Source organism: Bacteroidota bacterium (genome assembly GCA_034723125.1).
Classification (GTDB): domain Bacteria; phylum Bacteroidota; class Bacteroidia; order CAILMK01; family JAAYUY01; genus JAYEOP01.
Map to the genome: position 1 here is coordinate 1 of JAYEOP010000367.1, position 2,404 is coordinate 2,404.

4 protein-coding genes are annotated in these 2,404 nt (G+C 30.0%); all 4 read left to right on the top strand.

Annotated features, from left to right (window positions below; all coding sequences use genetic code 11):
* Nucleotides 1-149 precede the first annotated feature (149 nt).
* Entirely contained in the window at nucleotides 150-422 is a 273-nt protein-coding gene (locus tag U9R42_09840; protein MEA3496321.1) for a type II toxin-antitoxin system YafQ family toxin, read from the top strand.
* 513 nt (nucleotides 423-935) lie between these two features.
* Nucleotides 936-1,238: a hypothetical protein gene (locus U9R42_09845; GenBank protein MEA3496322.1), complete on the top strand. Its 303-nt coding sequence runs from the start codon at nucleotides 936-938 to the stop codon at nucleotides 1,236-1,238.
* Nucleotides 1,195-1,902: a nucleotidyl transferase AbiEii/AbiGii toxin family protein gene (locus U9R42_09850; GenBank protein MEA3496323.1), complete on the top strand. Its 708-nt coding sequence runs from the start codon at nucleotides 1,195-1,197 to the stop codon at nucleotides 1,900-1,902. Before U9R42_09845 ends, U9R42_09850 begins: the two co-directional genes overlap by 44 nt.
* A 322-nt stretch (nucleotides 1,903-2,224) precedes the next feature.
* On the top strand, nucleotides 2,225-2,404 hold a 180-nt coding region (locus U9R42_09855; GenBank protein MEA3496324.1), incomplete at its 3' end, for a GxxExxY protein.

The window sequence follows — 2,404 nt, forward strand, 5'->3', positions numbered from 1 at the left end:
CGCCTGCTAAAGAAGATGAATATTGAAATTCAAGTAGTTGAAGAACCGATGCCTAATTATGAAACACGAAAGGCAATGAATGACGTAGAAAACAAAAAAGGCATACAGTCGAAAGACTCACAAGAACTTTTTAATACTCTCGGAATTTAATGTATCAACTTGTTTTTACTAATAAGTTTAGGAAAGATGTTAAGCTTCTTCAAAAGAGAGGTTATGACATGAATTTGTTGAAAAATTCTATTAGAAAGCTTGAAGAATCAGGAGCACTTCCGAGTGAAAATAAACCACATAAATTAGCAGGAGAATATTCAGGCTATTGGGAGGCTCACTTAAAACACGATTGGCTGATTATTTGGAAAGTATTTCTTAATGAAAACGAAATTTGGCTGACTCGAACCGGCACACACTCTGACTTATTTTAAAATCAACTTATATTTTATTAGGGTGAAATTCATAACGAAGTGAAGAATATTTAACAGGGAATATTGGAATTTGGAATTTAAAATAGAAAATCCCAATAAACAAATCACAAATCTCAAATAAATCTCAATAAACAAATCCCAATACCCAAACTCTGTATCTGCAAAGTTTGGAGTTTGATTAGCAAATGTTTGAAATTTGAATATTGAAAATTGGAATTTATTTGGAATTTGAATATTGAGTTTTGGAATTTATTTGTTATTTGAATATTGAAAATTGGAATTTATTTGGAATTTGGAAATTGAGTTTTGGAAATTATCCATACGGACTTCCTTCGGTCGTTTGAAGTTTGTTTACCCTATAAAATCAACTTATATTTTATTAGGGTGAAATGCGAAGCAATATTTAACAAGGGAATGAACGTATCGGGGATGACAAAATAATTCGTTAAATTCGCCTGCCCCGCAGGGAGGAACGATCGTGCTGGGGTGAAATTCGATGAAAAAATTAGTTGAGTGGATAAAACAAAAGAAAGAATATACCGACAATTGATGTGGGATTACAATATTTCGCCAGAGGAAGTTAATAAACTTGTAAAAGGCGAAACCAAATTTGCCGGACATTATGATATTGATAATCTTTTCAGAAAAATGCTTGAAAGTTTTCCATGGTTTACAATTATTAAATTATTTGAAATAAATACAATTAAAGGATTATTAACCGACCAGATGATAAATAAATTAAGAACCCCATCACTTAGAAAAAAATATTTTTATGTTAAAAAAAGATTACAAGAAATTATACCTGCTACAAGATAAATTTCTGAATTTTTGGAAAACAGTTAATACACCTTTTTATCTTACTGGAGGAACAGCACTCAGTAGATTTTATTTAGACCATCGTTACAGCGAGGATTTAGATTTTTTTGTAAATAATGATAAAGACTACAAAAATCATATAAATACGATATATAAAGCAATCAATAAAGTTTTTTCTTTTGATATTGAAAACAACTTATTTTACGATGATTTCACAAGATTATTTATAGTTGACAGTGATATTTCTCTGAAATTGGAATTTGTTAATGATATTCCATACAGAACTGACAAAATAAAATCAATATTTTTCGGTAAAATTGATACACCGATTAATATACTATCAAATAAATTATCTGCACTAATTAATAGAGACGAACCAAAAGACATTTTTGATATTATACATCTATCTTTAAAATATAAATTTAATTGGAAAACAGTATTTTTTGAAACAAAAGAAAAAAATATTATTAATGAAATAGATGTTGAACAAAAAATAAACACTTTCCCTGTTGCCCTTTTTGACAAAGTGGAATGGTTTATTCAAAAACCAGACTATGCGATATTTTCAAAATATATTAAGCAAATTTCGGATGACTTTATAACCGGTTCCGATAATTCTATTTGTAAAACAAATATTAATATAAAAGATGCAAAAATAATATAATTGGCATTTCTTGAAAAAGTAAAAAAAACAATTTGTAGCAAAAAAGTTTATCATCGAATTACACCCCAATACGGTCGTTCCCTGTTAAATATTCCTCGGAATTTCATCCTGTACGGTCATTCTTACCTACAGGATAAACAGGGTAAACCTCCCTACCACTGTGAAATAGAAAAAGATTTCACGTGGCGAGCGGGGCAGGCGAATTAGCACGAATTTCTCTTTTTTAAAAAAAAATAATTAGCGAGAATTAGTGTAATTAGCGGACAAAACTGAGCGGATAAAACATAGTTGTGTAACACTCAGGCAACAATAAAAGAAAAACATGGTAAACCTACTATATAAAGATGAAGCATTCCAAATAATTGGAGCAGCAATGGAAGTCCATAAAGAATTAGGTCATGGGTTTCTAGAAGCAGTTTACCAAGAAGCCTTGGCTATAGAGTTCCAAAAGCAAGGAATACCCTTTGAGAAAGAAAAGCTTCTGAATATTTATTATAAGGAA

Coding starts and splice junctions, on each gene's coding strand:
- U9R42_09850 (MEA3496323.1), top strand. CDS start 1,195: ATGTTAAAAAAAGATTACAAGAAATTATACCTGCTACAAGATAAATTT.
- U9R42_09840 (MEA3496321.1), top strand. CDS start 150: ATGTATCAACTTGTTTTTACTAATAAGTTTAGGAAAGATGTTAAGCTT.